At 72.7% G+C, this 25,228-nt stretch carries 26 protein-coding genes; 3 read left to right on the forward strand and 23 right to left on the reverse strand.

Annotated elements, in window-relative coordinates; genetic code table 11:
* Positions 1 to 196 precede the first annotated feature (196 nt).
* The 14 genes from ACIGG8_RS23100 to pyrR form a co-directional block, all read right to left on the reverse strand.
* On the reverse strand, positions 197 to 2,281 hold the full coding sequence (locus ACIGG8_RS23100; RefSeq protein WP_396550380.1) for a primosomal protein N': 2,085 nt from the start codon (positions 2,279 to 2,281) through the stop codon (positions 197 to 199).
* 99 nt (positions 2,282 to 2,380) lie between these two features.
* On the reverse strand, positions 2,381 to 3,589 hold the full coding sequence (gene metK / locus ACIGG8_RS23105; RefSeq protein WP_396550382.1) for a methionine adenosyltransferase: 1,209 nt from the start codon (positions 3,587 to 3,589) through the stop codon (positions 2,381 to 2,383).
* Between the two features lie 148 nt (positions 3,590 to 3,737).
* Positions 3,738 to 4,964: a bifunctional phosphopantothenoylcysteine decarboxylase/phosphopantothenate--cysteine ligase CoaBC gene (gene coaBC / locus ACIGG8_RS23110; protein WP_396550384.1), complete on the reverse strand. Its 1,227-nt coding sequence runs from the start codon at positions 4,962 to 4,964 to the stop codon at positions 3,738 to 3,740.
* Positions 4,965 to 5,111: 147 nt separating this feature from the next.
* The gene (gene rpoZ, locus ACIGG8_RS23115) at positions 5,112 to 5,378 is read right to left on the reverse strand and encodes a DNA-directed RNA polymerase subunit omega (RefSeq protein WP_030056185.1); all 267 of its coding nucleotides are present in this window, start codon (positions 5,376 to 5,378) and stop codon (positions 5,112 to 5,114) included.
* A gap of 37 nt (positions 5,379 to 5,415) precedes the next feature.
* On the reverse strand, positions 5,416 to 5,973 hold the full coding sequence (gene gmk / locus ACIGG8_RS23120) for a guanylate kinase (protein WP_350521215.1): 558 nt from the start codon (positions 5,971 to 5,973) through the stop codon (positions 5,416 to 5,418).
* Positions 5,974 to 6,022: 49 nt separating this feature from the next.
* A complete protein-coding gene (gene mihF / locus ACIGG8_RS23125) occupies positions 6,023 to 6,349 on the reverse strand; it encodes an integration host factor, actinobacterial type (protein WP_030056187.1) in 327 nt (108 codons plus the stop codon).
* A 442-nt stretch (positions 6,350 to 6,791) separates the two neighbouring features.
* Entirely contained in the window at positions 6,792 to 7,625 is an 834-nt protein-coding gene (gene pyrF, locus ACIGG8_RS23130) for an orotidine-5'-phosphate decarboxylase (protein ID WP_396550387.1), read from the reverse strand.
* A gap of 74 nt (positions 7,626 to 7,699) precedes the next feature.
* Entirely contained in the window at positions 7,700 to 8,803 is a 1,104-nt protein-coding gene (locus ACIGG8_RS23135; protein ID WP_350521217.1) for a quinone-dependent dihydroorotate dehydrogenase, read from the reverse strand.
* Between the two features lie 146 nt (positions 8,804 to 8,949).
* Positions 8,950 to 12,258, reverse strand: a complete 3,309-nt coding sequence (carB, locus tag ACIGG8_RS23140; RefSeq protein WP_396550389.1) for a carbamoyl-phosphate synthase large subunit — start codon at positions 12,256 to 12,258, stop codon at positions 8,950 to 8,952.
* Complete coding sequence (carA, locus tag ACIGG8_RS23145; protein ID WP_350521219.1) at positions 12,251 to 13,408, reverse strand: glutamine-hydrolyzing carbamoyl-phosphate synthase small subunit; 1,158 nt, start codon at positions 13,406 to 13,408, stop codon at positions 12,251 to 12,253. Before carA ends, carB begins: the two co-directional genes overlap by 8 nt.
* Positions 13,405 to 13,971: a hypothetical protein gene (locus tag ACIGG8_RS23150; RefSeq protein ID WP_350521220.1), complete on the reverse strand. Its 567-nt coding sequence runs from the start codon at positions 13,969 to 13,971 to the stop codon at positions 13,405 to 13,407. Before ACIGG8_RS23150 ends, carA begins: the two co-directional genes overlap by 4 nt.
* The gene (locus tag ACIGG8_RS23155; protein WP_350521221.1) at positions 13,971 to 15,275 is read right to left on the reverse strand and encodes a dihydroorotase; all 1,305 of its coding nucleotides are present in this window, start codon (positions 15,273 to 15,275) and stop codon (positions 13,971 to 13,973) included. The genes ACIGG8_RS23150 and ACIGG8_RS23155 overlap by 1 nt, the downstream gene beginning before the upstream one ends.
* Positions 15,272 to 16,261, reverse strand: a complete 990-nt coding sequence (locus ACIGG8_RS23160; RefSeq protein ID WP_396550391.1) for an aspartate carbamoyltransferase catalytic subunit — start codon at positions 16,259 to 16,261, stop codon at positions 15,272 to 15,274. The genes ACIGG8_RS23155 and ACIGG8_RS23160 overlap by 4 nt, the downstream gene beginning before the upstream one ends.
* A gap of 5 nt (positions 16,262 to 16,266) precedes the next feature.
* Positions 16,267 to 16,890, reverse strand: coding sequence for a bifunctional pyr operon transcriptional regulator/uracil phosphoribosyltransferase PyrR (gene pyrR / locus ACIGG8_RS23165; protein ID WP_350521223.1), 624 nt, complete (start codon positions 16,888 to 16,890; stop codon positions 16,267 to 16,269).
* 330 nt (positions 16,891 to 17,220) lie between these two features.
* Between pyrR and ACIGG8_RS23170 the strand changes: the two genes are divergently transcribed.
* Positions 17,221 to 17,724 (forward strand): transcriptional regulator, encoded by a 504-nt coding sequence (locus ACIGG8_RS23170; RefSeq protein WP_030056198.1) that lies wholly within the window; start codon positions 17,221 to 17,223, stop codon positions 17,722 to 17,724.
* Positions 17,725 to 17,881: 157 nt separating this feature from the next.
* On the opposite strand, the gene ACIGG8_RS23175 is transcribed toward ACIGG8_RS23170, so the two are convergent.
* From ACIGG8_RS23175 to rpmB, 9 genes are all read right to left on the reverse strand, one after another.
* Complete coding sequence (locus ACIGG8_RS23175) at positions 17,882 to 18,829, reverse strand: hypothetical protein (protein ID WP_396550392.1); 948 nt, start codon at positions 18,827 to 18,829, stop codon at positions 17,882 to 17,884.
* A gap of 223 nt (positions 18,830 to 19,052) precedes the next feature.
* A complete protein-coding gene (locus ACIGG8_RS23180; RefSeq protein ID WP_396550394.1) occupies positions 19,053 to 19,874 on the reverse strand; it encodes a thioesterase family protein in 822 nt (273 codons plus the stop codon).
* A 258-nt stretch (positions 19,875 to 20,132) separates the two neighbouring features.
* Positions 20,133 to 20,570, reverse strand: a complete 438-nt coding sequence (gene nusB / locus ACIGG8_RS23185; protein WP_350521226.1) for a transcription antitermination factor NusB — start codon at positions 20,568 to 20,570, stop codon at positions 20,133 to 20,135.
* A 4-nt stretch (positions 20,571 to 20,574) separates the two neighbouring features.
* A complete protein-coding gene (gene efp, locus ACIGG8_RS23190) occupies positions 20,575 to 21,138 on the reverse strand; it encodes an elongation factor P (protein ID WP_350521227.1) in 564 nt (187 codons plus the stop codon).
* A gap of 75 nt (positions 21,139 to 21,213) precedes the next feature.
* Complete coding sequence (locus ACIGG8_RS23195) at positions 21,214 to 22,320, reverse strand: M24 family metallopeptidase (protein WP_396550396.1); 1,107 nt, start codon at positions 22,318 to 22,320, stop codon at positions 21,214 to 21,216.
* A 269-nt stretch (positions 22,321 to 22,589) separates the two neighbouring features.
* The gene (gene rpmF / locus ACIGG8_RS23200; protein WP_396550398.1) at positions 22,590 to 22,763 is read right to left on the reverse strand and encodes a 50S ribosomal protein L32; all 174 of its coding nucleotides are present in this window, start codon (positions 22,761 to 22,763) and stop codon (positions 22,590 to 22,592) included.
* A 76-nt stretch (positions 22,764 to 22,839) separates the two neighbouring features.
* Positions 22,840 to 24,018, reverse strand: a complete 1,179-nt coding sequence (locus tag ACIGG8_RS23205) for a CobW family GTP-binding protein (protein WP_396550399.1) — start codon at positions 24,016 to 24,018, stop codon at positions 22,840 to 22,842.
* Between the two features lie 5 nt (positions 24,019 to 24,023).
* Positions 24,024 to 24,329: a 30S ribosomal protein S14 gene (gene rpsN / locus ACIGG8_RS23210; protein ID WP_396550401.1), complete on the reverse strand. Its 306-nt coding sequence runs from the start codon at positions 24,327 to 24,329 to the stop codon at positions 24,024 to 24,026.
* Positions 24,329 to 24,565, reverse strand: a complete 237-nt coding sequence (rpmB, locus tag ACIGG8_RS23215) for a 50S ribosomal protein L28 (protein WP_396550403.1) — start codon at positions 24,563 to 24,565, stop codon at positions 24,329 to 24,331. Before rpmB ends, rpsN begins: the two co-directional genes overlap by 1 nt.
* Positions 24,566 to 24,704: 139 nt before the next feature.
* Between rpmB and rpmG the strand changes: the two genes are divergently transcribed.
* The gene (gene rpmG / locus ACIGG8_RS23220) at positions 24,705 to 24,869 is read left to right on the forward strand and encodes a 50S ribosomal protein L33 (protein WP_350521233.1); all 165 of its coding nucleotides are present in this window, start codon (positions 24,705 to 24,707) and stop codon (positions 24,867 to 24,869) included.
* Between the two features lie 62 nt (positions 24,870 to 24,931).
* Positions 24,932 to 25,180, forward strand: a complete 249-nt coding sequence (locus tag ACIGG8_RS23225) for a type B 50S ribosomal protein L31 (protein ID WP_396550405.1) — start codon at positions 24,932 to 24,934, stop codon at positions 25,178 to 25,180.
* The last annotated feature ends 48 nt before the right edge of the window (positions 25,181 to 25,228 follow it).

Consider the following 25,228-nt stretch of genomic DNA (forward strand, 5'->3'; position numbering starts at 1 on the left):
CGCACCGGCATCCCCCTGCGCGGCTGACGGCACCCGCACCCGAACGACCGGCCACCCGGGGCGGGGTGGCCCACTCACCCCGCCCCACCGCCGCCCTGCCAGGCCGGGAATCAAGCCCCCGGCCCCGAAAGCCCCGGCCCCGGCCCCGGCCCCGGTCCCGCCAACCGAGCGGACCGTCCGGACCGTCCCGCCCGCCTCAGCCGATGTCCGTCGGATCCACCCGCACCCGTACCGGCTCAGCCGTCCGCAGCGCGATCCGCGCGATCTGCGCCGCCTTGAGCGCCGCCGCCAGCGCCGACCCCTGCCCGGGCGCCACCCGCAGCAGCGCGCGCTCCTGCTCCTCCCCGCGCAGCGCGGGCAGCGGCACCGGCCCGAGCACGTCGGCGCCCTCCGGCAGCCGGATCAGCCCCAGCAGGTCGGCGACCGCCGCCGGGCTCCCGCTGACCGAGGCCATCCGCGACACCGGCGGGAAGTGCAGCTGCGCCCGTTCGTCCCGTTCCAGCGCGGCGTGCCCGAGCGGGTCCCAGCGGACCATGGCCTGGACGGGACGGGCGGACGGCTCGGCGACGACGACCACCGTGCCGCCCTCCGCGGAGGGCCGCACCAGCGCGGCCGCCGCCAGCCAGAGCCGCAGCGCCTCCTCCCCCGCCCGCAGGTCCGGCCGGCCGAGCAGGGCCCACCCGTCCAGCAGCAGGGCCGCCCCGTACCCGGAGCCGCCCTCCACCACCGGCTCCGCGCCCGGCGTGGAGATCACCAGCGAGGGCTCGTCCGGCACGGTGGCCAGCACCGAGTCCCGGCCGGAGGTCCGCACCGGGATCCGCGGGAACGCCTTGCCCAGTTCCTCCGCCGTCCGCCGGGCGCCGATCACCTGGGCCCGGAGCCGGAACGACCCGCACTCGGGGCAGTGCCAGTCGTTCTCCGCCTCCCCGCACCACCCGCAGTGCAGCGCGGCGTCCGCCGAGGGCGCCTCCAGCGGCCCCTCGCAGCGCCGGCACCGCGCCGGGGTGCGGCAGCGTCCGCAGGCCAGCCGGGGCACGTAGCCGCGCCGGGGCACCTGGATGAGCACCGGGTGCCCGGCCGCCAGCGACTCCCGGGCGGCCTCCCAGGCCACCGAGGGCAGCCGCGCGGCCTGCGCGGCCGCGTCACGGTGCTGGTCCAGGTCGGTGACGGTCCGCACCCTCGGTGCGACCTGCCGCACGGTCTCGCGGTCCGCGACGAGCGGCCGCGCCCAGCCGGTGCTGACCAGCTGCGCGCCCTCCACCGTCACCGCGTGCCCCCCGAGCAGCACGGCCGCGCCCTCCTCGGCGGCGCGCAGCAGCGCGACCTCCCGCACGTGCGGGTGCGGGGCGCGCGGGTCGCTGTGGCTGCCGTCGCCGTCCGACCAGACGGCGACCAGCCCGAGGTCGCGCACCGGCGCGAACATGGTGGCGCGGGTCCCGATGGCGGCGTGCACGGAGCCGCGGCTCACCGAGAGCCAGCGCCGGTAGCGCTCGCGCGGGCCGAGGTCGGCTTCCAGGGCGGCGTGCCGCCCGGGGCCGAGCAGCTCGGTCAGCGCCTGGTCGACCCGGGCGACCGAACGCGAGTCGGGCAGCACCACCAGCGCGCCGCGCCCGCCCGACAGGGTCGCCGCCACCGCCCGCGCGATCTCGTACGGCCAGCCGGGGCCGGGCAGCGCCGCCCACACGGCGCGCGGCGCGGCGCCGTCGGCCAGCGCGGTGAGGAAGTCGGGCCCGGCCGGGTAGCGCTGCCAGCCGCCGGGGGCCGGCGCGGGCGGGCGCGGCAGCGGCGGCGGCGAGGGCTCGGCCTCGGCCTTGGCGTGCCGGGGCGGGACGGCCAGCTGCAGCACGTCGGCGAGCGTCCCGGCGTACCGGTCGGCGACGGTCCGGCACAGCCGCAGCAGCTGCGGGGTGAGCACGGGCTCGGGTGAGAGCACCTGTGCCAGCGGGGCGAGCGGTCCGGGGAAGTCGCTCTTCTCCAGGCGGGCGACGATGAAGCCGTCGTGCAGTTCGCCGCCCTCGCGCTGCCCCTTCACCACCCGCGCGCCGAACCGCACCCGGACCCGGACGCCCGGCTGGGCCTCCTCGGCCATGACGGCCGGCACCTCGTAGTCGAAGAACTTGTCGATGGTGAGCACGCCCTTGTCCACCACGACCCGGGCCACCGGAAGGTGCTCGGCCCGCTTGGCTCCGCGCCAGCTGCGCGGTTTGGCCCGCTTGACCGTCTCCCGGATGAACGCCAGCTGCTCCGGCTCGCCGGCCCCGTTCTCCCCTGTGTTGCTCATCGCTCCCAAGTACTACCAGGTCACACCGACAGGACGCACAAAGCGGAGCGGCGCCCACCCCCCGGGAGGGGCGGGCGCCGCTTCGACGTGCGGGGGACGTCAGTCCTGCACGGCAGCCTTCAGCTGGTCCACCCGGTCGGTGCGCTCCCAGGTGAAGTCCGGCAGCTCACGGCCGAAGTGGCCGTACGCGGCGGTCTGGGAGTAGATCGGGCGCAGCAGGTCCAGGTCGCGGATGATCGCGGCCGGACGCAGGTCGAAGACCTCGGAGACGGCCTTCTGGATGCTGAGGACCGGCACGGTCTCCGTGCCGAAGGTCTCCACGAACAGGCCGACCGGCTCGGCCTTGCCGATCGCGTACGCGACCTGCACCTCGGCGCGGCGGGCGAGGCCGGCGGCGACGATGTTCTTCGCCACCCAGCGCATCGCGTACGCGGCCGAGCGGTCCACCTTGGACGGGTCCTTGCCGGAGAAGGCGCCGCCGCCGTGGCGGGCCATGCCGCCGTAGGTGTCGATGATGATCTTGCGACCGGTGAGGCCGGCGTCGCCCATCGGGCCGCCGATCTCGAAGCGGCCGGTCGGGTTGACCAGCAGGCGGTAGCCCTCGGTGGTCAGCTTGATGCCCTGCTCGGCCAGCGCCTTCAGCTCCGGCTCGACCACGAACTCGCGGATGTCCGGGGTGAGCAGCGACTCCAGGTCGATGTCACTGGCGTGCTGGGTGGAGACGACCACGGTGTCGAGGCGGACGGCCTTGTCGCCGTCGTACTCGATGGTGACCTGGGTCTTGCCGTCGGGGCGCAGGTACGGGATGGTCCCGTTCTTGCGGACCTCGGTCAGCCGGCGCGAGAGGCGGTGGGCCAGCGTGATCGGCAGCGGCATGAGCTCGGGCGTCTCGTCGGACGCGTAGCCGAACATCAGGCCCTGGTCGCCGGCGCCCTGCTTGTCCAGGTCGTCCTCATCGCCCTCGACCCGAGCCTCGTACGCCGTGTCGACGCCCTGTGCGATGTCGGGCGACTGGGCACCGATGGACACCGACACGCCGCAGGAGGCGCCGTCGAAGCCCTTCTTGGAGCTGTCGTAGCCGATCTCCAGGATCTTGTCCCGGACGAGCTGGGCGATCGGGGCGTACGCCTTGGTGGTCACCTCGCCGGCCACGTGCACCTGGCCGGTGGTGATGAGCGTCTCCACGGCGACCCGGGAGGTCGGGTCCTCGCGCAGGAGAGCGTCAAGGATGGTGTCGCTGATCTGGTCAGCGATCTTGTCGGGGTGGCCCTCGGTGACGGACTCCGAGGTGAACAGGCGGCGAGACACAGCGCTCCCTGGGGTTGCAGCGGCTGCTGACTGAAGTTCCGGGGGACCCGGTAACTCCGGAAAGACTTGATTCCTGGAGTCTAACGGGCTGCTTCCGCCGAACGTCACCCACTCCAGGAATTCTTGAGCGTCCCGCAGCCCTTTCCGATCAGTTGCCGCCCGTTTCCAGCCGCTTTGCGACCAGGTCCCAGACGACGTCCGCGAGCGCCTCCTTCGGGCCCACCGGGACGGGCGTCTCACTGCCGTCCGAGCCCAGAACCACGGCCTCGTTGACGTCCGTGCCGAAGGCCTTGCCGTTGCCCACCTCGTTGACCACGAGCAGGTCGCAGCCCTTGCGGGCGAGCTTCGCGCGGCCGTTGGCGAGCACGTCGTCGGTCTCCGCCGCGAAACCCACGACCAGTTGACCCGAACGGGTCCGGTGGGCCGAGAGCTCGGCCAGGATGTCGGGATTGCGGACCAGCGCGACCGGCGCCGGCTCGACCCCCTCGACCTTCTTGATCTTGCCGGTCGCGTACTCGGCGGGCCGGAAGTCGGCCACCGCCGCGGCCATCACCACGGCGTCCGCGTCCGCGACCGCCTTCAGCGCCGCCTCGCGCAGCTCCAGCGCGGTCGAGACGTGCACCACGTCCACCCCCGCCGGGTCCGGCAGCTCGGCGTTGGCCGAGAGCAGGGTCACCCGGGCCCCGCGCGCCGCGGCCGTGACGGCCAGCGCGTAGCCCTGCTTGCCGGAGGAGCGGTTGCCCAGGAAGCGCACCGGGTCCAGCGGCTCCCGGGTGCCGCCCGCCGAGACCACCACGTGCCGGCCGGCGAGGTCGGTCGGCACCGCCCCGCCGCGGCGCAGCACGGCCCGGCAGGCGTCGAAGATCGCCGAGGGCTCGGGCAGCCGCCCCTTGCCGGTGTCCTTGCCGGTCAGCCGCCCGACGGCCGGCTCCAGCACGATCACGCCCCGGCGGCGCAGCGTCGCGACGTTGTCCCGGGTGGCCGGGTGCTCCCACATCTCGGTGTGCATGGCGGGCGCCACGACGACCGGGCAGCGGGCGGTGAGCAGGGTGTTGGTCAGCAGGTCGTCCGCGAGGCCGTGGGCGGCCTTGGCGATCAGGTCGGCGGTGGCCGGGGCGACCACGACCAGGTCGGCCTGCTGCCCGATCCGCACGTGCGGCACCTCGTGCACGCGTTCCCAGGTCTCGGTGGCGGCCGGCCGGCCGGACAGCGCGGCCCAGGTCGCCTCGCCGACGAAGTGCAGGGCGGCCTCGGTGGGCACCACGGTGACCTGGTGGCCGGACTCGGTGAACCGGCGCAGCAGCTCGCACGCCTTGTACGCGGCGATCCCGCCGCTCACACCGAGGACCACGCGCGGGGCGTCCGCAGTCGTCATGAACCGGCCTCTCTACGCATCGGGAACCCGCCCACCCTACGGCCCCTCAGCCGCCGCCCGCGCAGCGCCCCACCCCGCACCCGCAGACGACGGGAGGGCCCGGCGGAATCGAGTCCGCCGGGCCCTCCCGGAAAATCAGCGACCGCCTCAGGCAGCCTCGACCGCCTCGGCGGTCAGCATGCCCGCGTTGATCTCGCGCAGCGCGATCGACAGCGGCTTCTCGTGCACGTGGGTGTCGACCAGCGGGCCGACGTACTCCAGCAGGCCCTCACCGAGCTGGGAGTAGTACGCGTTGATCTGGCGCGCGCGCTTGGCGGCGTAGATCACGAGGCTGTACTTGGAGTCGGTGGCCTCAAGCAGCTCGTCGATCGGCGGGTTGATGATGCCCTCGGGCGCGGTCATGGAAGAGGACACGCGAAAACCTTCCGAAAGGGTGGAAAAGACAGACAGGTCAGGCTACACCGAGCAAGGCTAGCAGTTCGGCCGCTACCTGCTCGACCGAGGTGTTGACAAGGGTCGTGTCGAACTCGGGCTCGGCGGCGAGCTCGATCCGGGCGGCGTCGAGCCGCTTCTCGATCACGTCCTGCGACTCGGTGCCGCGCCCGGTCAGCCGACGGACCAGCTCGTCCCAGCTCGGCGGGGCCAGGAAGACCAGCTGCGCCTCGGGCATCGACTCGCGCACCTGCCGGGCACCCTGCAGGTCGATCTCCAGCAGTACGGGCTCGCCGCGCTCCAGCTTCTCCAGCACGGCCGCGCGCGGGGTCCCGTAGCGGTTCCCGGCGAACTCGGCCCACTCCAGCAGCTCGCCGTTGGCGATCAGCTTGTCCATCTCGTCATTGTCGACGAAGTGGTACTGGACCCCGTTCTTCTCGCCGGGCCTCGGGTGGCGGGTCGTCGCCGACACCGAGAGCCAGACCTCGGGGTGCATCTTCCTCATATGAGCGACGACCGTGCTCTTGCCGACCCCCGAAGGGCCGGAGAGCACGGTCAGCCGCGGACGCTCACTCATGCACCGATTATCCCGGATCGCGGAGGATGACGGGACCACCGGGGCAGGGTCAGGCGGCACCCCCGCCGAACTCCCGCTCCAGGGAGGCGATCTGGTTCGTGCCGAGGCCACGGACGCGCCGGCTCTCGCTGATGCCGAGGCGCTCCATGATCTGCTTGGCACGGACCTTGCCGACGCCCGGAAGGGACTCCAGCAGGGCCGAGACCTTCATCTTGCCGATCACGTCGTTGTCGGCCTTGCCGGCCTTGATCACCTCGTGCAGGGAGGCGCCGGAGTGCTTGAGCCGGTTCTTGACCTCGGCGCGCTCCCGGCGAGCCTCGGCGGCCTTGGCGAGCGCGGCGGTGCGCTGTTCAGGGGTAAGGGGCGGAAGAGCCACGCCGTTCACCTCAGGGTGTGGATGGATGGGATTGAGCTATGACTGGTTTCGTACCCAGGACACCGTCCGCAAGAGGAACCACAAGGCCCTGACCTGCGGGAGCCACGGAATTCGCGGCTCGCCGATGACCTATCGCCGGACACTACCCGCATTGCGGCGCCACGTCAGGAAAAGAACACGAAAAGTCCTGGTCAGCCAAGGCCGACCAGGACTTTCCCGGGCAAAATGACCGCGATTGCGAAACTTTGACGGGCTCGATGTGACGGCGCTCACGTACACTCCGCGACGCCGCCGCCGTCCTGCGGACACTCCACAGGGTCACCGACCGGCTACCGATGGGTAGTCTCCCGCTCCGTGACGGGCCCGTCCGGCCCGTGTGACCGGGTCCGCCCGGCCGGTGCGACCGGGTCCGCCCCGGCCCGCCCGACCGCGTCCGCGCGGCCTACTTGACCGCGTCCGCGAACTCGCCGACGAAGCGGTCCGACGCGTCCCGCAGCGCCGCCACCGAGGGACCGTGCTTCAGCACGTCCCGGCTGACGCTCGGCACCACGTTGATCACCGCGGCGCCGAACACCCGCGGCAGGTCCGCCATGGTCGCGCCCTGGGCGCCGATCCCCGGGGCCAGCAGCGGCCCGTTGATGGCCAGCTCGACGCCCGCGTCGGCCAGCGTCGCACCGACCACCGCGCCGAAGGAGCCCAGCGGCGCCGCGCCCTCGTTCTCGGCCGCCAGCTGCCGCAGCACCGAGGCGGCGACCGGCTCGCCGTCCGCGCCCACCGCGCGCTGTACCTCGGCGCCCTCGGGGTTGGAGGTGAGCGCCAGCGCGAACACGCCGCAACCCTGCTCCCGGGCCAGGTCCAGGGCCGGGCGCAGCGAGCCGAAGCCCAAGTACGGGCTGACCGTCACGGCGTCCGAGAACAGCGGGCTCGCGGGCGACAGGAAGGCCTCCGCGTAGGCGGCCATTGTGGAGCCGATGTCGCCGCGCTTGGCGTCCATCAGCACCAGCGCGCCGGCCGCCCGGGCCTCCTCGACGGTCTTCTCCAGCACGGCGACGCCCTTGCTGCCGAAGCGCTCGAAGAAGGCGGCCTGCGGCTTGAGCACGGCCACCCGGTCGGCCAGCGCCTCGACCACGGTGCGGCTGAAGGTCTCCAGCCCGGCGAGGTCGTCGCCGAGCCCCCAGGCGGCGAGCAGGGAGGCGTGCGGGTCGATGCCGACGCAGAGCTGGCCGCGGGTGTCGAGCGCGTGGCGCAGCCGGGTGCCGAACGGGGCGAGGGTCATGTCGTCCTTTCCGAGGGGTGCGGGGGGTCCGAGGGGTGCGGGGGTCGTACGGGTCTTGACGGGAGCCGGGTCGCTCACGAGCTGCGCACGGCGCTGCCGACCGCCGAGGCCAGGTCGCGGAAGCCCGCGGCCCGGATCCGGGCGGACAGGCCCTTGTGGATCTTCCGGCACCAGAACGGGCCCTCGTAGATGAAGGCGCTGTAGCCCTGGACCAGGTCGGCGCCGTGGAGGATCCGCTGCCAGGCGTCCTCGGCGGTCTCGATGCCGCCGACCGAGACCAGGGTCAGCCGGCCCTCGGTACGGGCGCGCAGCCGCTGCAGCACCTCCAGGGCGCGGGCCTTGAGCGGGGCGCCGGACAGGCCGCCCATGCCGATCTCCTCGATCCGCCCGGCGTCGGTGCGCAGGCCCTCGCGGCCGATGGTGGTGTTGGTGGCGATGATGCCGTCCAGGCCCAGCTCCAGGGCGAGGTCGGCGACCGCGTCGACGTCCTCGTCGGCCAGGTCGGGGGCGATCTTGACCAGCAGCGGCACGTGGTGCGCGGTGGTGCGATCGGCGGCCTCGCGGACGGCGGCGAGCAGCGGGCGCAGGTGGTCGACGGCCTGCAGGTTGCGCAGCCCCGGGGTGTTCGGCGAGCTGACGTTGACCACCAGGTAGTCGGCGTACTTGGCCAGGCGCTCGGTGGACTTGACGTAGTCGGCGACCGCGTCGGCCTCCTCGACGACCTTCGTCTTGCCGATGTTGACGCCGATGACCGGGGTGGAGCTGGTGTGCGGGCGGGCGGCCAGGCGGGCGGCGACCCGGGCCGAGCCCTGGTTGTTGAAGCCCATCCGGTTGATCAGCGCGCGGTCCTCGACCAGGCGGAACAGCCGCGGCGCCGGGTTGCCGGGCTGCGGCTCGCCGGTGATGGTGCCGATCTCGACGTAGTCGAAGCCGAGCATGGCGAGGCCGTCGATGCCGACGCCGTTCTTGTCGAAACCGGCCGCGAGGCCGAACGGGCCGGGCAGGTCGAGGCCGAGGGCGCGGGTGTGCAGGGCGCGGTCGCGCGGGGCGAGCACCAGGCGCACCAGGGTGCGCAGGCCCGGCACCGATGAGGCCAGCCGGATCCAGAAGAAGGCCAGGTGGTGGGCCTTCTCGGGGTCCATCTTCTTGAAGACCAGGTCGAACAGAAGCTTGTACAAGGGTGGTTCAACTCCCGGAGCGGATAGCGGGATTCGAGGCGCGGGCCCGGCCGGCGGGCGACGTCGAGGGGGCGGGCCCGGACGGCGGGCGGGCATGGAAGTGGGGGGCACCCGACTCGCTTTCGGTGCCCCCCACTGCGGTGGTGCTACTTGCGGCCGGCGTTGATCAGCTCGGCGTGCTCCTGGAGCGACATGACCCCGACCTCGTCGCGCAGCAGCCGGTCGATGCCCTGGACGGCCGCGCCCATCGCCTGGACGGTGGTCAGGCAGGGCACCGCGCGGGCCACGGCCGCGGTGCGGATCTCGTAGCCGTCGAGGCGGCCGCCGGTGCCGTACGGCGTGTTGATGATGAGGTCGACCTCGCCGTCGTGGATCAGCTGGACGATGGTCTTCTCGCCGTTCGGGCCCTCGCCCTCGCTGTGCTTGCGCACCACGGTGGCGGGGATGCCGCCGCGCTGCAGCACCTCGGCGGTGCCGGCGGTGGCGAGCAGCTCGAAGCCGAGGCCGACCAGCGCGCGGGCCGGGAAGACCAGGTTGCGCTTGTCGCGGTTGGCGACCGAGACGAAGACCTTGCCCTTGGTCGGCAGCGCGCCGTAGGCGCCGGTCTGGGACTTGGCGTAGGCCGTGCCGAAGACCTTGTCGATGCCCATGACCTCACCGGTCGAGCGCATCTCCGGGCCGAGCACGGTGTCCACGCCGCGGCCGTGCACGTCGCGGAAGCGGCTCCACGGCATCACGGCCTCCTTGACCGCGATCGGCGCGTCGGCGGGCAGCGTGCCGCCGTCGCCCTCGGCCGGGAGCATGCCCTCGGCGCGCAGCTCGGCGATGGTGGCGCCGAGCGAGACCCGGGCGGCGGCCTTGGCCAGCGGCACGGCGGTCGCCTTGGAGGTGAACGGGACGGTCCGGGAGGCGCGCGGGTTGGCCTCCAGGACGTACAGGATGTCGCCGGAGAGGGCGAACTGGATGTTGATCAGACCGCGCACCCCGACGCCGCGCGCGATGGCCTCGGTGGAGGCGCGCAGGCGCTTGACGTCGTGGCCGCCGAGGGTGATCGGGGGCAGCGCGCAGGCGGAGTCGCCGGAGTGGATGCCGGCCTCCTCGATGTGCTCCATGACGCCGCCGAGGTAGAGCTCGGTGCCGTCGTAGAGCGCGTCGACGTCGATCTCCACCGCGTCGTCGAGGAAGCGGTCGATGAGCACCGGGTGCTCGGAGATCAGACCGGCGTGCCGCTCCAGGTAGGAGGCGAGCGAGGCCTCGTCGTAGACGATCTCCATGCCGCGGCCGCCGAGCACGTAGGACGGGCGGGCGAGGACCGGGTAGCCGATCTCGTCCGCGATCGCCTTGGCCTCCTCGAAGGAGAAGGCGGTGCCGTGCTTGGGCGCGGGCAGGCCGGCGTCGCGCAGGACGCGGCCGAAGGCGCCGCGCTCCTCGGCGAGGTCGATCGCCTCGGGCTGGGTGCCGACGATCGGCACGCCGTTGTCCTTGAGCGCCTGGGCCAGGCCGAGCGGGGTCTGGCCGCCGAGCTGGACGATCACGCCGGCCAGCGGTCCGGCCTGCTGCTCGGCGTGGACGATCTCCAGCACGTCCTCCAGGGTGAGCGGCTCGAAGTAGAGCCGGTCGGAGGTGTCGTAGTCGGTGGAGACGGTCTCGGGGTTGCAGTTGACCATGACGGTCTCGTACCCGGCCTCGGCGAGCGCGAAGGAGGCGTGCACGCAGGAGTAGTCGAACTCGATGCCCTGGCCGATGCGGTTCGGGCCGGAGCCCAGGATGATCACGGCGGGCTTGGAGCGCGGGGCGACCTCGTTCTCCTCGTCGTAGGACGAGTAGAAGTACGGGGTCTTGGCGGCGAACTCGGCGGCGCAGGTGTCGACGGTCTTGAACACCGGGCGGATGCCGAGGGCGTGGCGCACCTCGCGGACCACGTCCGGCTTCAGGCCGCGGATCTCGCCGATCTGCGTGTCGGAGAAGCCGTGCCGCTTGGCGTGGCGCAGCAGGTCGGGGGTGAGCTCGGCGGCCGCGGCCAGCTCGCCGGCGATCTCGTCCAGCAGGAAGAGCTGGTCGACGAACCACGGGTCGATCTTGGTGGCCTCGAACACCTCCTCCGGGGTGGCGCCGGCCCGGATCGCCTGCATCACGGTGTTGATCCGGCCGTCGGTCGGCACGACCGCCTTGGCCAGCAGCTCGGCCTTGTCGCCGACCGGGCCGGTCCAGGAGAACTGGGAGCCCTTCTTCTCCAGCGAGCGCAGCGCCTTCTGCAGCGCCTCGGGGAAGTTGCGGCCCAGCGCCATGGCCTCGCCGACCGACTTCATGGTGGTGGTCAGCGTGGCGTCGGCGCTCGGGAACTTCTCGAACGCGAACCGCGGCACCTTGACCACGACGTAGTCGAGGCTCGGCTCGAAGGAGGCCGGGGTCTCCTCGGTGATGTCGTTGGGGATCTCGTCCAGGGTGTAGCCGACGGCCAGCTTGGCGGCGATCTTGGCGATCGGGAAGCCGGTGGCCTTGGAGGCGAGCGCCGAGGAGCGGGACACGCGCGGGTTCATCTCGATGACGATGACCCGGCCGTCCTCGGGGTTCACCGCGAACTGGATGTTGCAGCCGCCGGTGTCGACGCCGACCTCGCGGATGACGGCGATGCCGATGTCGCGCAGGATCTGGTACTCGCGGTCGGTGAGGGTCATCGCCGGGGCGACGGTGATCGAGTCACCGGTGTGCACGCCCATCGGGTCGAAGTTCTCGATGGAGCAGACGACCACGACGTTGTCGTGCTTGTCGCGCATCAGCTCCAGCTCGTACTCCTTCCAGCCGAGGATGGACTCCTCCAGGAGCACCTCGGTGGTCGGCGAGAGGGTCAGGCCCTGGCCGGCGATGCGGCGCAGGTCCTCCTCGTTGTGGGCGAAGCCGGAGCCGGCGCCGCCCATGGTGAAGGACGGGCGGACGACGACCGGGTAGCCGCCGAGCGTGTCGACGCCGGCCAGCACCTCGTCCATCGTGTGGCAGATGACCGAGCGGGCGGACTCGCCGTGGCCGATCTTGGCGTTGACGGCCTCGACGACGCCCTTGAAGAGGTCGCGGTCCTCGCCCTTGTTGATCGCCTCGACGTCGGCGCCGATCAGCTCGACGCCGTACTTCTCCAGCGTGCCGGCCGCGTGCAGCGAGATCGCGGTGTTGAGCGCGGTCTGCCCGCCCAGGGTCGGCAGCAGCGCGTCGGGGCGCTCCTTGGCGATGATCTTCTCGACGAACTCCGGGGTGATCGGCTCGACGTAGGTGGCGTCGGCGATCTCCGGGTCGGTCATGATCGTGGCCGGGTTGGAGTTGACCAGCACGACCCGCAGGCCCTCGGCCTTGAGGACCCGGCAGGCCTGCGTACCCGAGTAGTCGAACTCGGCGGCCTGACCGATCACGATCGGGCCGGAGCCGATCACCAGGACGGACTTGATGTCAGTGCGCTTAGGCACGCTGGCCCTCCATGAGCTTCACGAAACGGTCGAAGAGGTAGGCCGCGTCGTGCGGGCCGGCAGCAGCTTCGGGGTGGTACTGCACGCTGAAGGCGGGGACGTCGAGCGCCTGCAGGCCCTCGACCACGTCGTCGTTCAGGCAGACGTGGGAGACCTCGACCCGCCCGTACGGGGTGTCGCTCGCCTTGTCCAGCGGGGCGTTCACGGCGAAGCCGTGGTTGTGGGCGGTCACCTCGACCTTGCCGGTGGTGCGGTCCTGCACCGGCTGGTTGATGCCGCGGTGGCCGTACTTGAGCTTGTAGGTGCCGAAGCCCAGGGCCCGGCCGAGGATCTGGTTGCCGAAGCAGATCCCGAAGAACGGGGTCTTGCGCTCCAGCACGCCCTGCGCCACGGCGACCTGGTGGTCGGCGGTGGCCGGGTCGCCCGGGCCGTTGGAGAAGAACACGCCGTCCGGCTGGACCGCGTAGAGGTCCTCCAGGGTGGAGTTGGCCGGCAGCACGTGCACCTCGATGCCGCGCTCGGCCATCCGCTGCGGGGTCATCCCCTTGATGCCGAGGTCCAGCGCGGCGACGGTGAACTTCTTCTCGCCGATCGCGGGGACGACGTACGCCTCGGTGGTGGCCACCTCGGCGCACAGGTCGGCGCCCTTCATCTCGGGCGACTGCTGCACCCGGGCGAGCAGGGCGGCCGGGTCGGCCAGCGCCTCGCCGGAGAAGATGCCGCAGCGCATCGCGCCGCGCTCGCGCAGGTGGCGGGTCAGCGCGCGGGTGTCGATGCCGCTGATGCCGACGATGCCCTGGTCGACCAGCTCCTCGTCGAGCGAGCGGCGCGAGCGCCAGTTGGAGGCGACGCGGGCGGGGTCGCGCACGACGTAGCCGGCGACCCAGATCCGCGCGGACTCGTCGTCCTCGTCGTTCCAGCCGGTGTTGCCGATCTGCGGGGCGGTCATCACGACCACCTGGCGGTGGTACGACGGGTCGGTCAGGGTCTCCTGGTAGCCGGACATGCCGGTGTTGAAGACCGCCTCGCCGAAGGTCTCGCCGATCGCGCCGTAGGCCTGGCCGCGGAACGTCCGGCCGTCCTCCAGGACGAGCACGGCGGGGACGCGTTCCCGCCGTTGGCGCTGCGTGGTGGGGGCAGGTGCGGTCATTGCGCGGCCTCTTCCGTCTTCTTCGTCTGCGTACGTGTGGCAAGGTGAGCGATCGCCTCGACCCAGGCGGCGTGCTCGTCGGGGTGGTCGGCCCGGAAGCCGGAGTCCAGCTCGGAGCCCTCGTGCGTCCAGGTGACGACGAGCAGCCCGGACGGGACGACCTTGCCGGCGATCCCGGAGTCCGTGCGGGCGCCGGTCAGGTGCGCGGCCGGGATCCACAGGTCGACGTCACCGGGACGCCGGACCAGCAGGCCGTCCTCGCCGAGGGTGAGGTCGGCCCGGCTGCGGGTGCCCAGGCCGTGCGCGACGACCCGGTCGAGCCAGTTCCCGGCGGTGGTCGTGCCGTGGTACCGGCCGCTGGTCTCCAGGATGGTGCGCCCGGCGCCGTCCGGCACGGCGGGCAGCGGCGGGATGCCGGACTGCAGGGTGCGCCGCCAGTTCCAGCCCTGGCGCATCAGCCAGTAGACGAGGCCGATCAGGATCAGCAGGCCGACGGACCAGCCGATGTACCCGGGCCAGTTGGTGACCTTCGCCTGCTCCTTGGCGAGCGTGGCGTAGTCCATCACTGCGCGCCGTCCTGCTCGGCGAGCTCGCCGGCCAGCACGGTGGCGCGGCCGCGCAGGAAGGTGGCGTGCACCCGTCCGGGCAGGTCCAGGCCCTTGTAGGGGGTGTTGCGGCTGCGGGTGGCGAAGCTGTCCGGGTTCACGGCACCACGGTACGCGGGATCGAACAGCACCAGGTTGGCGGGCTCACCCACCGAGATCGGCCGGCCGTGTCCGGTGAGACGGCCGATCCGGGCCGGGCGGCGCGACATCCGGTCGGCGACGCCCTCCCAGTTCAGCAGGCCGGTCTCGACCATGGTCTGCTGGACGACCGACAGCGCGGTCTCCAGGCCGACCATGCCCATCGCGGCGACGGCCCACTCGCAGTCCTTGTCCTCGTCCGGGTGCGGCGCGTGGTCGGTGGCGACGGCGTCGATGGTGCCGTCGGCGAGCGCCTTGCGCAGCGCCTGGACGTCCTCGGCGGTGCGCAGCGGCGGGTTCACCTTGTACACCGGGTCGTAGGAGCGGACCAGCTCGTCGGTGAGCAGCAGGTGGTGCGGGGTCACCTCGGCGGTGACGTCCCAGCCCTTGGCCTTGGCCCAGCGGATGATCTCGACCGAGCCGGCCGTGGAGACGTGGCAGACGTGCAGCCGGGAGCCGACGTGCGCGGCGAGCAGCACGTCGCGGGCGATGATCGACTCCTCGGCGACGGCCGGCCAGCCGCCGAGCCCGAGCTCGCCGGAGACCTGGCCCTCGTTCATCTGGGCGCCCTCGGTGAGCCGCGGCTCCTGGGCGTGCTGGGCCACGACGCCGTCGAAGGCCTTGACGTACTCCAGGGCGCGGCGCATCAGCACCGCGTCGTCGACGCACTTGCCGTCGTCGGAGAAGACCCGGACGTCCGCGGCGGACTCGTGCATAGCGCCGAGCTCGGCGAGCTTCTTGCCCTCCAGGCCGACGGTGACGGCGCCGACCGGGCGGACGTCGCAGTAGCCGGCTTCCTGGCCGAGGCGCCAGACCTGCTCGACCACGCCGGCGGTGTCGGCCACCGGGGTGGTGTTGGCCATCGCGTGCACGGCGGTGAAGCCGCCCATCGCGGCGGCCTGGGTGCCGGTGAGCACGGTCTCGGCGTCCTCGCGGCCGGGCTCGCGCAGGTGGGTGTGCAGGTCGACCAGGCCGGGGAGCGCGATCAGCCCGGTGGCGTCGATCTCGATGTCCGCCTCGGCCGTCAGGCCGGTGCCGATCTCCTTGATCACACCGTCGGCGAGGAGGAGGTCCTGCGGGGCGCCGCCGAGGATCTTGGCGTTGCGGATCAGGTAGGTGGTCACTGAGCGGTCTCCACGGTCTCGGTGCGGGGGGCGTCGGCGGGGGCGTCGGCGGGGGTGGCTCCGCCGAGCAGCAGGTAGAGCACGGCCATCCGGACGGAGACGCCGTTGGCGACCTGCTCGACCACGGTGCAGCGCGGCGAGTCGGCGACCTCGGCGGTGATCTCCATGCCGCGGACCATCGGGCCGGGGTGCATCACGATCGCGTGTTCCGGCAGCCGGGACAGCCGCAGGCCGTTCATGCCGTAGCGGCGGCTGTACTCGCGCTCGGTCGGGAAGAACGCGGCGTTCATCCGCTCGCGCTGCACCCGCAGCATCATCAGCGCGTCCGTCTTGGGGAGCACGCTGTCCAGGTCGTAGCTGATCTCGCAGGGCCAGTTCTCGATGCCGATCGGCAGCAGCGTCGGCGGCGCGACGAAGGTGACCTGGGCACCGAGGGTGTTCAGCAGGTGGACGTTGGAGCGGGCGACCCGGCTGTGCAGGACGTCACCGACGATCGTCACCCGGCGGCCGGCCAGGTCGTGGCCCGAGCCGGGGTTGAGGTGGCGACGCATCGTGAAGGCGTCGAGCAGCGCCTGGGTGGGGTGCTCGTGGGTGCCGTCACCGGCGTTGATCACACTGCCGTGCAGCCAGTCGGACTGGGCCAGCCGGGCGGGCGCGCCCGAGGCGTGGTGGCGGATGACCACCGCGTCGGCGCCCATGGCCTGCAGGGTCAGCGCGGTGTCCTTGAGGCTCTCGCCCTTGGAGACCGAGGAGCCCTTGGCGGAGAAGTTGATGACGTCGGCCGAGAGGCGCTTCTCGGCGACCTCGAAGGAGGTCTTCGTCCGGGTGGAGTCCTCGAAGAAGAGGTTGACGACGGTGCGGCCGCGCAGCGTGGGCAGCTTCTTGACGGCCCGGCCGGAGAGCTGGGCCAGCTCCTCGGCGGTGTCCAGGATCAGCAGCGCGTCGTCGCGGCTGAGATCGGCGGCGGAGACGAGGTGGCGCTTCACGCGGGTTACTCCGGGAGGTGCGGTTCGGTGGGCTTGGCTGCCATGGCCTGCGAGGAGCGCTGGGCGAAGTCGCGGTCGCCGACCAGGACGGCGTCCACGCCGTCGCTGTCGGAGAGGCGCACCTGCACGGCCTCGCGCAGCGAGGTGGGGAGGTTCTTGCCCACGTAGTCCGCGCGGATCGGCAGCTCGCGGTGGCCCCGGTCGACCAGGACGGCGAGCTGGACGGCGCGGGGCCGGCCGATGTCGTTCAGCGCGTCGAGCGCGGCGCGGATGGTGCGGCCGGAGAAGAGCACGTCGTCGACCAGCACGACGAGCTTGCCGTCGATGCCGCCGGACGGGATCTCGGTGTGCTCCAGGGCGCGGGCGGGCTTCAGCCTCAGGTCGTCCCGGTACATGGTGATGTCCAGGGTGCCCAGCGGGATGTCGCGCCCGGTGATCTGGGCCAGCCGGCCGTGCAGGCGGCGGGCGAGGTGGACGCCCCTGGTGTGGATGCCGAGCAGCACGACGTCCTCCGCGCCCTTGGCGCGCTCGACGATCTCGTGCGCTATCCGGGTGATGACCCGGGCGATGTCCGTACCGTCCAGCACCTGGTGCGGCGGTCGCGGCGTCGAATCCTGGTATGCGGTCATGCCGAAGCGGACCTCCTTCCCCGCCTCACTGGACGGGCCTTAAAGGATGTCTGGGATCGCCCCCGCCGAACCGGCGTGGGCTTCGGGTCATCGTAGCAGCGCCCCGGACGGCAAACGGAAGTCCATCATTCCGCTTCCCGTGGTTTACACCCCGGACGCGCCGACGATGCGGGCCATTCGCACGACTGCCCCATTCGGCTTGACGCAACTACCTTACTCTACGTAACCTCACAGTGAGTTACGAGACGGACGTCGAACCCACCGGTAACGGCGTCGGCAATCGCCCGTGACCCACCACTGAACGCGAAGCAATCTCGTCCGGGGAGATCAATGTCCAGCGACTACGCGAAGCAACTCGGAGGCAAGCTCCGAGCGATCCGCACTCAGCAGGGTCTCTCCCTGCACGGTGTCGAGGAGAAGTCCCAGGGGCGCTGGAAGGCAGTCGTCGTAGGCTCGTACGAGCGCGGTGACCGTGCGGTCACCGTGCAGCGGCTGGCCGAGCTGGCGGAGTTCTACGGCGTCCCGGTGCAGGAGCTGCTGCCCGGCGGCACCCCCGGTGGCGCGGCCGAGCCGCCGCCGCGGCTGGTCCTCGACCTGGAGAGACTGACCCAGGTCCCTTCCGAGAAGGCCGGTCCGCTGCAGCGCTACGCGGCGACCATCCAGAGCCAGCGCGGTGACTACAACGGCAAGGTGCTGTCGATCCGCCAGGACGACCTGCGCACCCTGGCGGTCATCTACGACCAGTCGCCGTCGATCCTCACCGAGCAGCTCATCTCGTGGGGCGTGCTGAACCCCGATGCGCGCCGCGCGGTGCGCGAGGAGGACGCGAGCTGAGGCTCACCGCACCGGCTCCCGCCAGCGGATCCCTTGCAGTTCCCAGCACTCGTCTTACTAGTGCTGACAAGCAGAAACGTCACGGCGCGGCACCCCGAAACGGGGCCGCGCCGCGGCGTTCGCCCGCACCGCCGCAGGCCTCGGGGGCGCCGGGGCTTCAGCAGACGGTGCCCAGGCTGTAGCCGGGCCGCGCCGCCACCCCGTCCAGCCGGACCGGCCGGTCCGCCGGCGCCCAGTCCTGGCCCCCGCTCGACCACGCCCAGGACGCCGGCAGGTACTCCCCGCAGGAGGCCGCCGAGCCCTGCGAGCCGTGCAGCACCGCGACGCCCGGCAGCTCCAGGGCCAGCCCGGCGCACAGCACCGAGCAGACCAGCTCCAGGTCCTCGTCGTTGACCCGCACCACGCCGTCCTCCCACTGCAGCACCCGCGCCGCCGCGGTCAGGGCCCCGCCGGGAGCGTCCACCCGCAGGCGCAACTCGTACACACCGGCGCCCGCGCCGACCAGCATCCGGCGGAACACCTCGCCCCCGCGCTGGTAGGCGGCGCGCACCCAGTCGGCGTGCCCGTCGTCCGGCTCGCCGGCGCCCCCGTACAGCCCGCCGTCGAGCAGCAGGTCGGCGTGGCTGAGCGTCAGCCCGTTCTCCCGGGCCCGGACGAGGCGCGGCACGAAGTCCCCGGCCAGCTCCTCGCCCTGATAGGCCAGCAGCTGGGTCTGCAGCGGCGGGTTGACCAGGTAGCGGTCACGGGCGGTGGGTGCGGCCGGGTCCAGGCCGTGGAGCAGGCAGAACTCCTCGAAGTCCTGCGGGTGGAACATCCGGGCCCGGACGGTCTCGAAGCGCTCCAGCGCGTCGGCCAGCAGCTCGGCGGTGTCGGCCAGATAGCGCTCGAAGTCGGGGGCGTCGGAGATCCCCCAGGCGCGGGCCCGCGCGAAGTCCGCGGCGTCGGTCAGCACGCCGATGACGAACGCCTGGTCGGCACCCCCGGCCGGCGCCCCGGCCCGCTCGCCGCCCTCGGCCCGCGGCGGCCGGTGCGAGGCCCGGACCGCGGGCCGAGGACCGCCGGCGGTGCAGTCGGAGTTGCGACGGGCGCGACCGTTCCGGCTCATGCGCCCACCTCGCCGCGCTCGGCGAGGGCGGTCGCCCGTGCACGCCTCTCGACTGTTCGCTCGCTTCGCTCGCTCACGGGTGGCTCCTGGCATCGGCGGTGACGGTCGGCGGCGGGCTCGCCGCTGACCGCCTTCCTCCCCACCCCCCGCGCGTCGCACACGTACGGCGTGTCACAGGAATGTAACCACGGGTCATAGCACCGGCGCCGCGCCCGTGCCGGACCTACCGGGGCACCCGGGCCAGCTGTCGGGACTGCGCGACCAGGCGGCCGGACTCGTCCCAGACCTCGGCGTCCTCCTCGAAGTACCCGCCGGCCAGGTTGCGGGTGGCGTGGGTGACGCGCAGCCAGCCCGGGACGGGCTTGGCGCGCAGGTGGACGGTCAGCTCGACGGTCGGGGCCCAGCCCGGCATGCCGAGGTCGAAGGTGACCGGCGGCAGCGCGTCGGCGACCAGCAGGAGCAGCAGCGGGTCGGGATCGCGGCCGTCGGCGAGCCGGAACCAGCCCTGGATCCGCCCGTTGCCGGAGGGCTGCCCGAGCGCCCAGCCGACGGTGGCCGGGTCCAGCCGGAGGTCGAAGCGCTCCAGCAGGGCGGCCTGGGCGATCAGCTCCTTGGGCGCGTGCTCCACGCCGATGCACTGGTCCGGCGGCGGCAGCTGCGGCGGCTGCGCGCTGGTGCGCACCTCGCCGTCGGCGGTGGAGAGGTCGCCGTGGCTGGCCACCACGCGCAGCCGCTCGACGCCGTCCTGGCTGAGCGAGGCGGTGCCGGTGGAGAGCCCGCGACCGGAGCGCAGCACCTCGGTGCGGACGGTGGCCGGACCGGGGGTGGAGGCGGACAGGTAGTAACCACTGATCGACACCGGGTCCGGGTGCGTGCCGTGCTCCAGCGACAGCGCGTGTCCGGCCACGGCGAGCAGCAGCCCGCCGTTCACCCCGCCGCCGATCTGCCAGCCCTCGCCCAGCTCGGCCTCGTAGCGGCCGGCCTCCTCGGCGTGTCTGGTCAGGGCGATGCCCTGGTCGAACTCGCTGCGGATCGCGGTGGTCATGTGGGGGACCTGCCCTTCGCACGGGGTTCCGAACACCAAGTTACTGATGAGTAGGAACTCACCTTACGCCGCCCGGGTGAAACGCGCGACGGCCGGGAACAGCGAAGACTCGGAGAACGTCGGCCGAACCGGGAACGGCGGACGCGGCCGGGCCGGACGAACCGGGAGCGTGACGTGGCCGGGCCGGACGGGACCGGGAACGCCGAACGGCCGCCGGACCCGCGTTCGGGTCCGACGGCCGTCGGAAGGGCGTGGCCGTTACCGGCGGATGCTCGGCTTCAGCTCCAGGAAGCGGGCGAGCAGACCGTTGACGAAGGCCGGGGAGTCGTCCGTGGAGAACTCCTTGGCGATCTCGACGGCCTCGTCCAGGACGACCGCGTCCGGGACGCCGTCCTCCCAGATCAGCTCGTACGCACCGAGTCGCAGGACGTTGCGGTCCACGATCGGCATCCGGTCGAGCGTCCAGCCCACCGCGTACTGCGAGATCAGGTCGTCGATGCGACGGGCGTGCTGGACGTACCCCTCGATCAGCTCCATGGTGTACTCACCGACCTGCGGGGTACCCTCGTCGGGCTTGGGGTCGCGGGCGCGGGCCACCCAGTCGGCGAGGACCTGCTGCGGGTCGACCCCGCGGTGGTCGGCCTCGAAGAGGATCTGGAAGGCCCGGGTGCGGGCCTTGCTGCGTGCGGCCGACACGGACTTACTTCACCCGGCCGAGGTAGCTGCCGTCGCGGGTGTCGACCTTGACCTTCTCGCCGGTGACGACGAAGAGCGGGACCTGGATCTCGGCACCGGTCTCCAGGGTGGCCGGCTTGGTGCCACCGGTGGAGCGGTCGCCCTGGACGCCCGGCTCGGTGTGCGAGATGACCAGCTCGACCGAGGTCGGGAGCTCGATGTAGAGGACGGCGCCCTCGTTGGTCGCGACCAGGGCCTCGAAGCCCTCCAGCAGGTAGTTGGCCGCGTCACCGACGACGGACGGCTCGACCGTGATCTGGTCGTAGGTGTCCATGTCCATGAACACGAAGTTCTCGCCGTCCTTGTACGAGAACTGCATGCCGCGCTTGTCGACGTTGGCGGTCTCGACCTTGGTGCCGGCGTTGAAGGTCTTGTCGACGACCTTGCCCGTCAGGACCTCCTTGAGCTTGGTACGCACGAAGGCCGGGCCCTTGCCGGGCTTGACGTGCTGGAACTCGACGACGGACCAGAGCTTGCCGCCATCAAGCTTGAGGACCATGCCGTTCTTGAGATCGTTCGTGGAAGCCACGGGCGCACTTACTCCTGGATATAGCTGTCAAGGAACCAAGGTTTGCGTCCTGCCGCCGAAGGCCGTGGGCCGCGGTCACAGGGCGAGGAGCTCCTTGGTGGTGATGGTGAGCAGCTCGGGCCCGCCCTCTTCGAGGGGGCGCACGACGAGCGTGTCCTCGATCCGGACACCGCCCTTGCCCGGGAGGTGGACCCCCGGACCGACGGTGACCGGTACGCGGCTGTCCAGTTTACCCATGTCCGACGGGCCGAGGCGCGGCGCCTCCCGGATCTCCAGTCCGATGCCGTGACCCACCGGATGCGGCGAGGTCTCGGTGTGGCCCGCCGCCTCCAGGACCTGCCGGGCGGCCCGGTCGGGTACGCACGGCTCGACACCCGGGCCGAGCGCCTCCCGGCCCGCCCGCTGGGCCCGGAAGACCAGCCGGTGCAGCTCCACCTGCCAGGGCGCCGGAGCAGCGCCGATCACGAAGGTGCGGGCGGTGGAGATGCGGTAGCCGCGGTACTGGGCGCCCATCACCACGGTCAGGAAGTCACCCTCCTCCACCCGGCGGTCGGTCGGCTGGTGGGCGGCCTGACCGGAGTGGCTGCCGGTACCGACCGACACCGGGAAGGCGGCCCGGTCGGCGCCGTGGTCGATCATCCGGCGCTCCAGCTCCATGGCCAGGTGCCGCTCGGTGCGCCCGACCAGGATCGACTCCAGCAGCTCGCCGAGCGCCTGGTCGGCGATCTCGGCGGCGATCCGCAGGTCGGCGATCTCGTGCTCGTCCTTGACCACCCGCAGCCGCTCGACCAGCTGCCCCAGGTCGACCAGCCGGGCCCGTTCCACCCGGCCCGCCACCGCCCGGTGCCGGCTGACGGTCAGGTCGTGCTCCTCCACCGCCAGCCCCGCCACCCCGAAGCTCGCCGCCGTGGCCGCGGCGGCCAGCGCGGTGTCCGTCCCGGCCGCCACCGGCAGCTGGGTCACGTCCGCGGCGATCAGGTGCTCCCCCGTGTCGTCCGGCGGCACGTCGTCCGGCAGCGCGAGCAGCGCCCGCTCCCTGGTCAGCAGCAGCGTCGCCCCGCAGGGCGCGCAGCCCGTCAGATACCGCACGTTCGCCGCCCGGGTGATCAGCGCCGCATCGGCCCCGGCCGCACTGCAGTGCTCCCTCACCCGCTCCCGCCGCCCCGCGTACGCATCCGCCATGCGTCGAGCCTACGAACCCCCGGCCCGAACCGCCCGCCGAGCACCCCCGGCAGGAGCCCGGGGTGCCTCCCCGCGCCCGCCCGCGCCCCCGTACCACCGGCTGGTTCCCGCGACCGGTACCGGCCGAAGGGTTCCCGCCGTCACCCGGGCCGGGCGGGGCCACCGGGTGGCCGGGGCGCCGCCGCAGGCCGCTCCCCCGGGGGGGGACGCGGGCGGCGCCGCCGGGGAGCCCACACCCCCCGACGGCGCCCACCCCGGACCGGGCCGCGCTACGCCCCGTCCGGGCCGATCAGCCCGCGCCGGTGGGCCCGGACCAGGTCCTGCGGCACGAGCAGCTCCCGGCCGTCGATCGTGATCGGGACCAGCCGCGGAGCCGTCGCCTTCCAGCGGGCGCGGCGGTGGCGGGTGTTGCTGCGGGAGGTCCTGCGCTTGGGTACGGCCATCGGGGTCTCCTAGTCCTTTCGGCGGACGTCAGTGGACGGGGTCGGCGGACGTCAGTGGACGGGGGCGCGGCCGACGTCAGTGGACGGGGTCGAGCAGGTCCCGGAAGGCGTCGGGCAGGGCCTTCCAGCCCCCTTCGCCGGCGGCGAGTTCGGTGTCGGTGAGCAGGCAGGAGTCGAGCAGGGCGGTGATGCCGTCGGCGTCCAGCCCCTCCGCGGTGAAGCTGAGCTGCTGGACCCGGTCACCGTGCAGCGGGTGCCAGTCGAGGGCGGCGGCCGCCCGGCGCGCGGGCGGGTAGAGGTCCCAGGCCGCGTCGGGGAGGGCGGTGAGCCAGGGCCCGCACTCCTCGACCGCGAGGTTGGCCCCCGCCGCGTCCCAGGCCAGCAGCAGGTCGGGCCGGTTGGCCAGCCAGAAGCGGCCGCGGCTGCGCTGCGCCGCCGGGACGAGCAGTTCCAGCGCCTCGTGCAGCCGCCCCGGGTGCAGCGGCCGGCGGCGTTCCCACACCAGGGTGGTGACGCCCGCCTCGTCCCGCTGCTGCGGCAGCAGCGCGATCGCCGGGTTGACCCGGTCGCGGGCGGCGCCGACGTCGAACCCGCCGAGCGCTGCCCGGGTGAGGGTGCCGGTGCCGAGCCGGACGACCCTGGCCGTGGCGTGGAGCTGACGCAGCAGCGCGAGCCCCGGCGCGTGCGCCGTGGCGCGCGGGACGGCGAGGGTGGTGGCGTACTCGATCTGATGGGCGAGCGCCTCCGCGCGGGTCCGCTCGTCCCGCCCGGCGGTGTGCTCGCCGTGGTCCACCAGGTCGTCGGGGACGGACAGTTCGCCGATCAGCCGGTCCGGGTCGACCGCGGTGACCACGCCCGCGAGCTCGACGACGTCCGCGAGCTGCCGGCCGTCCGACTCCCCTCCGGCGATCACCTCCACGGCCGGGTGCGGGTCGCTGCCGCCCCACAGTTCGACGATCGCGAGCCCGTGGCGGCCCTCGTCGGCGAGCTCCAGCAGCCGGGGCAGGAGGTCCTCGCGCAGGGCGCAGCACGGGCAGTCGTTCGTCAGCGGTACGTCGTCCACGTCGAACGCCCCTCCGGCGTCCTGCAGTTCGCGGTGGACGAGGCCGAGCGAGGCGTCCCGCAGATCGTGCCGAAGCACCACCGCGTCCACCGCGGCGGCGGCCAGTTCCCCGACGGCGGCGCGGCGTTCGTCGGCGTGCAGACCGGCGACGACGACCACCGGCAGCTTGATCCCGTCCGGGTCGGCCGTCATGCCGCTCACCAGCTGGCCTTGCGGACGCCCGGCAGGTGACCGGCGTGGGCGTGCGTGCGGAGGTTGACCCGGGAGAGGCCGAAGGCGCGCAGGTAGCCGCGGGGGCGGCCGTCCACGGCGTCGCGGTTGCGGATCCGGGTGGCGCTGGCGTCGCGCGGCCGGCGGGCGAGTTCGGTCTGCGCGGCGGCGCGCTCGGCGGGGTCGGTGCCGGGTCGGGCGATGATCTTCTTCAGTTCGGCCCGGCGCTCTGCGTAGCGGGCGACGACGGCGCGTCGCCTTTCGTTCTTGGCGATCTTGCTCTGCTTGGCCATCAGACCTTCTCCCCCCGGTCCCGGATGCGGGCGACGGCCGCCTCGATGCCGATCGCGTCGACGGTGCGGATGCCCTTGGCGCTCAGCACGAGCCGGACGTACCGGCCCTCGCCGGGCAGCCAGTAGCGCTTGCGCTGGACGTTGGGGTCGAAGCGGCGGGGGGTGCGGCGGTGCGAGTGCGAGATCGCGTTGCCGAAGCCGGGCCGGCGGCCGGTGAGTTGGCAGTGGGCAGACATGGGTGCTTCTTGCTCCCTGGCGTCCGGGAATGGGCAGGACGGAGCTCACGTTACACCAGATGAAAATGACATCCATTTCGGTGTACGGTTTCGGCCCGGCACCCCGGACACCTTCACCACGACCCCAGGAGGACACCCCGTGGCCCGCAGCGAACTGCGTCCCGTCATCAAGCTCCGTTCCACCGCCGGCACCGGCTTCACGTACGTAAGCCGCAAGAACCGCCGCAACGACCCGGACCGGATGGTCCTGCGCAAGTACGACCCGGTCGCGGGCCGGCACGTCGACTTCCGCGAGGAGCGCTGAGCACCCCCCGCACCCAGCCCCGAACCCGACCGACCGACCGACACCCAGGAGGAACCCCCGCCATGAAGCCCGGAATCCACCCCGCCTACCGCCCGGTCGTCTTCCGCGACAAGGTCGGCGGCCTCGCCTTCCTGACCCGGTCGACGGTCACCGGCGACCGCACCGTCGTCTGGGAGGACGGCAACACCTACCCGGTGATCGACGTCGAGATCTCCTCGGCGAGCCACCCCTTCTACACCGGTCAGTCCCGCGTACTCGACACCGCGGGGCGGGTCGAGCGCTTCCGCCGGCGGTACGGCGACCGGCACTGACGGCGACCGGCACCCGCCACCGAAGGCGGTCGGCGCCGAGAACGCCGC

This window comes from Kitasatospora sp. NPDC085464, from assembly GCF_044541955.1.
Taxonomy (GTDB): Bacteria; Actinomycetota; Actinomycetes; order Streptomycetales; family Streptomycetaceae; genus Kitasatospora.

What these genes read in the sequence shown, in the direction of transcription:
- ACIGG8_RS23170 (WP_030056198.1), top strand. Translation starts at nt 17,221, where the DNA reads ATGTCCAGCGACTACGCGAAGCAACTCGGAGGCAAGCTCCGAGCGATC.
- coaBC (WP_396550384.1), bottom strand. Translation starts at nt 4,964, where the DNA reads ATGACGACTGCGGACGCCCCGCGCGTGGTCCTCGGTGTGAGCGGCGGG.
- rpmF (WP_396550398.1), bottom strand. Translation starts at nt 22,763, where the DNA reads ATGGCCGTACCCAAGCGCAGGACCTCCCGCAGCAACACCCGCCACCGC.
- rpmB (WP_396550403.1), bottom strand. Translation starts at nt 24,565, where the DNA reads ATGTCTGCCCACTGCCAACTCACCGGCCGCCGGCCCGGCTTCGGCAAC.
- ACIGG8_RS23175 (WP_396550392.1), bottom strand. Translation starts at nt 18,829, where the DNA reads ATGAGCCGGAACGGTCGCGCCCGTCGCAACTCCGACTGCACCGCCGGC.
- ACIGG8_RS23195 (WP_396550396.1), bottom strand. Translation starts at nt 22,320, where the DNA reads ATGGCGGATGCGTACGCGGGGCGGCGGGAGCGGGTGAGGGAGCACTGC.
- ACIGG8_RS23100 (WP_396550380.1), bottom strand. Translation starts at nt 2,281, where the DNA reads ATGAGCAACACAGGGGAGAACGGGGCCGGCGAGCCGGAGCAGCTGGCG.
- ACIGG8_RS23205 (WP_396550399.1), bottom strand. Translation starts at nt 24,018, where the DNA reads ATGACGGCCGACCCGGACGGGATCAAGCTGCCGGTGGTCGTCGTCGCC.
- pyrR (WP_350521223.1), bottom strand. Translation starts at nt 16,890, where the DNA reads ATGACCGCATACCAGGATTCGACGCCGCGACCGCCGCACCAGGTGCTG.
- gmk (WP_350521215.1), bottom strand. Translation starts at nt 5,973, where the DNA reads ATGAGTGAGCGTCCGCGGCTGACCGTGCTCTCCGGCCCTTCGGGGGTC.
- ACIGG8_RS23225 (WP_396550405.1), top strand. Translation starts at nt 24,932, where the DNA reads ATGAAGCCCGGAATCCACCCCGCCTACCGCCCGGTCGTCTTCCGCGAC.
- pyrF (WP_396550387.1), bottom strand. Translation starts at nt 7,625, where the DNA reads ATGACCCTCGCCCCGTTCGGCACCCGGCTGCGCCACGCGCTCGACACC.
- rpsN (WP_396550401.1), bottom strand. Translation starts at nt 24,329, where the DNA reads ATGGCCAAGCAGAGCAAGATCGCCAAGAACGAAAGGCGACGCGCCGTC.
- ACIGG8_RS23150 (WP_350521220.1), bottom strand. Translation starts at nt 13,971, where the DNA reads ATGGACTACGCCACGCTCGCCAAGGAGCAGGCGAAGGTCACCAACTGG.
- ACIGG8_RS23180 (WP_396550394.1), bottom strand. Translation starts at nt 19,874, where the DNA reads ATGACCACCGCGATCCGCAGCGAGTTCGACCAGGGCATCGCCCTGACC.
- carA (WP_350521219.1), bottom strand. Translation starts at nt 13,408, where the DNA reads ATGACCGCACCTGCCCCCACCACGCAGCGCCAACGGCGGGAACGCGTC.